This window comes from Actinosynnema sp., assembly GCF_052038725.1.
On sequence record NZ_JBQGCX010000215.1, the window covers coordinates 1 to 4,949 of the forward strand.

General features: G+C 73.9%; 5 protein-coding genes and 1 pseudogene. 2 read left to right on the top strand and 4 right to left on the bottom strand.

Going from position 1 to position 4,949, the window contains the following annotated elements; translation table 11 throughout:
* Window positions 1-479: pseudogene (locus tag ACTUAL_RS04155) on the top strand (glycosyltransferase 87 family protein); the annotation flags it as partial.
* A 108-nt stretch (window positions 480-587) separates the two neighbouring features.
* Here the strand turns inward: ACTUAL_RS04155 and ACTUAL_RS04160 are convergent.
* The 3 genes from ACTUAL_RS04160 to ACTUAL_RS04170 all read right to left on the bottom strand — a co-directional run bounded on the left by ACTUAL_RS04160 (window position 588) and on the right by ACTUAL_RS04170 (window position 3,018).
* Entirely contained in the window at window positions 588-1,676 is a 1,089-nt protein-coding gene (locus tag ACTUAL_RS04160) for a hypothetical protein (RefSeq protein WP_096496326.1), read from the bottom strand.
* Between the two features lie 107 nt (window positions 1,677-1,783).
* The gene (locus ACTUAL_RS04165) at window positions 1,784-2,341 is read right to left on the bottom strand and encodes a YbaB/EbfC family nucleoid-associated protein (protein ID WP_440899325.1); all 558 of its coding nucleotides are present in this window, start codon (window positions 2,339-2,341) and stop codon (window positions 1,784-1,786) included.
* Between the two features lie 302 nt (window positions 2,342-2,643).
* Complete coding sequence (locus tag ACTUAL_RS04170) at window positions 2,644-3,018, bottom strand: FKBP-type peptidyl-prolyl cis-trans isomerase (protein ID WP_015804206.1); 375 nt, start codon at window positions 3,016-3,018, stop codon at window positions 2,644-2,646.
* 178 nt (window positions 3,019-3,196) lie between these two features.
* Here ACTUAL_RS04170 and ACTUAL_RS04175 point away from each other — a divergent pair, with 178 nt between their 5' ends.
* Window positions 3,197-4,006, top strand: a complete 810-nt coding sequence (locus ACTUAL_RS04175; RefSeq protein WP_440899326.1) for a S1 family peptidase — start codon at window positions 3,197-3,199, stop codon at window positions 4,004-4,006.
* Between the two features lie 498 nt (window positions 4,007-4,504).
* Here the strand turns inward: ACTUAL_RS04175 and ACTUAL_RS04180 are convergent.
* On the bottom strand, window positions 4,505-4,949 hold a 445-nt coding region (locus tag ACTUAL_RS04180), incomplete at its 5' end, for an EI24 domain-containing protein (protein ID WP_440899324.1).

Sequence of the window (4,949 nt, forward strand, 5' to 3'; positions counted from 1 at the left end):
CGGGCAACCAGTCGCTGCGCGGCCTGGTCAACCGCCTCGGCCTGACCGGCGCCGCCGAGTCCGTGACGTGGCTGCTGCTGTCGCTGGGCGTCGCGGCCCTCGCCTGGGTCGCGGTGCGCCGCGCGCGCGAGGACGTGTCCGCGCTGCTGGCCGTGTCGATCGCGGCGCTGCTGGCGTCCCCGGTGTCCTGGACGCACCACTGGGTGTGGGTCGTGCCCGCCCTGGTCCTGCTGGCGGGGCAGCGCTCCGCCGCGGGCTGGGTGGCGCTGGTGCTGGTCGCCGACCTGTTCGTGTGGGCCCCGCTGTGGCTGCTGCCGCACGACAAGGGCGTCGAGGTCGGCTGGAACGCGTGGCAGCAGCTCGTCGGCAACTCCTACGTGCTGGTCGCGGTGGCAGCGCTGGTGTACCTGGCGGTCCGCAGGCCCGCTCCCGCCACGAGGCTGGAACCGGACGTCGCACCGGCCGCCACCGACCGCTGAGCGCCCGCGCGGGAACCGCGCGCCTGAAACGGGAGCAGCCGCCCACCGGGGAAACCGGTGGGCGGCTGTCGTCGTCGAGAGCGCCGTTCGGGGACTAGCGGGCGGCGGTCACTGGCCGGTGATCATCGCGACGGCCCGGTCCTGGGTCCGCTCGTCCACCGCGCTCAGCTGGAACCCCCGGCCGATGATGTGCGACACCAGCGCGGGCTCCGGCGGGACACCGTGCTTGCGCAGGTAGTGCGACACCGCGCCTGCCCACACCCAGGTGCCGTCGGTGCGGAAGTTCAGCGGAACGTCCCGGTCGGACGGCGCGAACTCGTCCACGTCCGTGTCACGCGCGGACAGCACCACGGGCGCCGACTCCAGGTACGCCAGCAACCGCTCGCGCAGCTGAGGGTCCACCGGCTGCCTGCGCACCACCGGGCGACCGGTCTGGTCGCGGCCGTCGTACACGCGCGCCGTGCGCAGGTCCGCCTGCGGCTGACCGCCGGGCTGCCCGAACCCGCCGGGCTGACCGGGGAACTGCTGCCCCTGCGGGCCGGGACCCTGCTGGTGGGGAACGGGCTGACCGGGACCGCCGAACTGCTGCCCCGGCGCGAAACCGGGCTGCCCCTGCTGTCCGGGGATGCCCCGACCCGGCGTCGCCGGACCCTGCTGCGCGAACCCCTGCGGAGGCGTCTGCGGCCCGCCCGGCTGCGGCCCACCCTGCTGCGGCGCCTGCCCCTGCTCGGGCTGCGCGGCCTGCTCCACCTGCCTGGGCGGCATACCGGCGCGCTGGCGCAGCCAGTCCGGGATCAGCTCGTCGGCGCGCGGGAACGTCCGCAGCTCGTCCTGGAACCCGATCATCGGCGGCGCGTTGCGCCAGCGGGGCTCCTCGGCGGCGTCGAAGTCCACGGCGAACGCGCTCGGCGCCTCGATCTCGTAGACCGCGCTCAGCCAGGTGCCCCGGTCCTGCTCGTACATGCCCGCGCGCAGCCTGCCGAACAACTGCACCACGTCGATCGGCGGTCGCACCGGGCGCTGCTGCCCGTCCGGGCCGGTGAACGCCATGTCCACCTCGATGTGGCGGCCCGCGGCGCGGTACTCGGTGCGCACCCGCTGCCAGTCCGGAGGCAGCGCGGGCAGCATGGCGCGCCCGATCTGCCGGACGAGCTGCTGCTGCTCCTGCTCGTCCAGCGGTGTGACTGGCTCGGTCATGCGACGAACACCCCTTCAAGATCCCCCCGGCGCAACGGTCGGCAGATCCTATCGCCCGATCTGTCCGACGACGGCGGACTTGACCTGACGGGGTGGAGTTCGGTGGCTCACCGGAGGAAGCTCTGACCCCCGAAGTCGTCGTCCTCCTCGGTGTCCCGCCTCGGCCTGCGCTGCGGCGGCTGCGGCGGAACGGGCGGCTGCTGGGCGTGTCGCGGCGGCGGGGGCGGGGAGGTCCGCTCGTCCTCGATGCCGAAGCTCATCTCCCGGTGGCCCTGCGGCTGCGGGCGGTCCTCGGCGGGCGGCGCGGGGAAGGTCTTCCTGGCTTCCTCGAACAGCGTGTTCGCCGTCTGGTCCTGGGTGCCGATCGTCTCCGCCATGGCCTGCTGCAGCAGTTCCGGGATGCGCGACTGGGCCTTCTGCAACGTCCGCATGATCTCCGCCGACACCTCGGCCATGCGCCGCTCGCGGGCGGGCTCGGCGATCTGCAGGTCGGTGAGGATGCCGTTGGACCCGATGGTGAGCCGCACGTGCCCGTCGCGGGAGGTCTCGGTCACGGACATGCCCTGCACCCGCGCGGCCATCGCCTCGTAGCGCTGGGCCTTCTGCTTGAGACCGGTCTCCCAGTCGGCCACCATGCGCTCGGAACCGCCGATGTCTTCGGGCACGGTCACGCCTCCCCTCGATCACCGCCATCATGCCGCACCGGGGCGGCCACCGGTGCCGGATCGCACTCCGGCCACACCCGTCCCGACCGCCCGGCCGCACCCCGCTCCGACCGCCGGACGGCGCGCCCCGCGTTCCGCGCTGAGCGAACCCCCTGCTCACGGCGGCCGGGCCCTTCGGTGTCCCGCACTCCGCGCTCACGCTGCTGCCGCTCGTGCCGCGTGGGCGCTCCACGCGCTGCCGCGGCGGGAACCGGTCCGGAGTCGTCCTGCCGGAACCGGTTCCCGACCTCGTGCCGCCGAGGTCAGCGCACGCCGAGCAGGTCCACCACGAAGATCAGCGTCTCGCCGCCCTTGATGACGCCGCCCGCGCCGCGGTCGCCGTAGCCGAGGTGCGCGGGGATGACCAGCTTGCGGCGGCCACCGACCTTCATGCCCACGACGCCCCGGTCCCAGCCCGCGATGACGCGCCCGCCACCGAGCGGGAACACGAACGCCTCGCCGCGGTCCCAGGACGCGTCGAACTGCTCACCGGTGGAGTGCGCGACACCGACGTAGTGAACCTGGACCAGCTGGCCCGCCTGGGCCTCCGGGCCGTCGCCGACGGTGATGTCCTCGATCACCAGGTCCGCGGGCGCGGCACCCTCGTACGGCTCGACCACGGGCTTGTTGGGGGACATTCGGAACTCCTCAGGACGAACTGCTCGCTGTTCGGGCAGTGCTCGGGCGAGTCAACCACGTTCGAGTGAACTGGGCCGAACGGCCCACGCGCGCTCGACCTTGTGCCACCGGTGCGCCTTCTGGTGCCCTGGGAACCGCCCCACCGAGGGGCGCGCACCGCACCGGAAGGAGATGAGCATGGCGGAAACCCCGCGCCGCCTGAGGTTCCTGCTCGGCGCCGCCGCCGCAGTGGCGGCACTGCTCCCCGCGACCGCGCTCAGCGCGTCCGCCCAGCCCGCGCCCACCGACGGCGACGTCGGCGCGCGGATCGTCGGCGGCACGCGCGCCAGCACCGCCGACCACCCGTGGGCGGTCTACCTGGCGACGAGCACCGGAGCCCAGTACTGCGGCGGAACCCTGGTGGCGCCGGACAAGGTCCTGACCGCGGCGCACTGCACCGAGGGCGACTCGCCGTCCTCGGTGCGCGTGGTCGCAGGCCGCGACGACAAGAACTCGAGCGCGGGCACCACGGTGCGAGTGACCGACATCTGGATCCACCCGTCCTACCAGATGCCCGCCGAGGGTCACGACATCTCGGTCCTGACCCTGGACCGCGCCCTGAACGCGGCCCCCCTCCCGCTGGCGAGGCCCACCGACGCTGCGCTGTACGAGGACGGCGTCCCCGCCACCGTCCTGGGCTGGGGCGCCACGTCCTCGGGCGGGACGGCCTCGCGCTACCTGCTCGGCGCGACCGTGCCGGTGATCGGCTCCGCCGCCTGCGCGACCGCCTACGCCGAGCGCTACAACCCGAACCTCATGGTGTGCGCCGGTTTCCCCCAGGGCGGCACCGACTCCTGCCAGGGCGACTCCGGCGGCCCGCTCGTCGCAGGCGGCAAGCTGATCGGCGTCACCTCGTGGGGCGAGGGCTGCGCGGCAGCGGGAGCTCCAGGCGTCTACAGCCGGGTCGCGGCCTACTCGACCGAACTGGACCCCCAACTGAACTCCTGACCCCCTCCGCGCCCTGTGCCAGCCGCCAAGTGCTCGTCTTTCACGCCGGTCACGCCGGTCACGCCGGTCACGCCGGTCATGCCGGTCTGGCCGGTCTGGCCGGTCACGCCGGTCTAGCCGTTCGGGCCAGTCAGGTCGATCAGGTCGGCGGGGCCAGTCGGGTCGATCAGGTCGGCGGGGCCGGGCGGGTCGGTCAGGCCGGTCAGATCAGCGGGGCCGGTCGGGCCGGTCGGGCCGGTCGGGACGGGTCGTTTGAGCCGGTCGGGCCGGCCTGGTCGGGTCGGTTGAACCGGCCAGGTCGGTCAGGTCGGTGGGGGCGTCGGGGTGGTGGGGTCGGTTGGCCGTTCACGTCGTTCAGGCCATTCCGGCCCGGCCGCCGAGCCCGCGCCGTTCCAGCCAGGGCCCCGGTGGGCGCGGAGAACGAACGGGCGGTCGGCTCAGCCGACCGCCCGTTCCCACACGTCTTCCACCACCGCAGCGTCCCCTGCGGTCCTCCGTCTACTGAGGACGCCTGCCGGCGTTCTTCTCGTTCTCCAGCAGCCGGTGCGACAGCACGGTGCCACCCGCCATCGCCGCGGGCATGACCACCAGCGGCGCCAGCGGGATCAGGCACAGCAGGTACGCGGGCACCGCGAACCCGAGCACCATGGCCCGCCGCTCCTTGAGCACCCGCCGCCGAACCGCCAGGTCCAGCCCGCGCCGGGTGAACGGGATGCCGGTCAGCTCCAGCCCGAGCAGCCACCCGTTGATGCCCGCGCCGAGCACCGGGACCACGGTCTGCCCCACCAGCGGGATGAACCCACCGATGAACAGCGGGATCGCCACCAGGATCGCCATGCCCACGAGGCGCAGCGAGTCACGGGCGCCGACCACCGTCGACCGCCACCAGCCGACCCGCTCGGACTCCGGGACGCGGTACGTCAGGATGAGGCGGTCCGCGCCT

Excerpts from the sequence above, each read along its gene's own strand:
- ACTUAL_RS04160 (WP_096496326.1), bottom strand. The coding sequence starts at position 1,676 with ATGACCGAGCCAGTCACACCGCTGGACGAGCAGGAGCAGCAGCAGCTC.
- ACTUAL_RS04170 (WP_015804206.1), bottom strand. The coding sequence starts at position 3,018 with ATGTCCCCCAACAAGCCCGTGGTCGAGCCGTACGAGGGTGCCGCGCCC.
- ACTUAL_RS04175 (WP_440899326.1), top strand. The coding sequence starts at position 3,197 with ATGGCGGAAACCCCGCGCCGCCTGAGGTTCCTGCTCGGCGCCGCCGCC.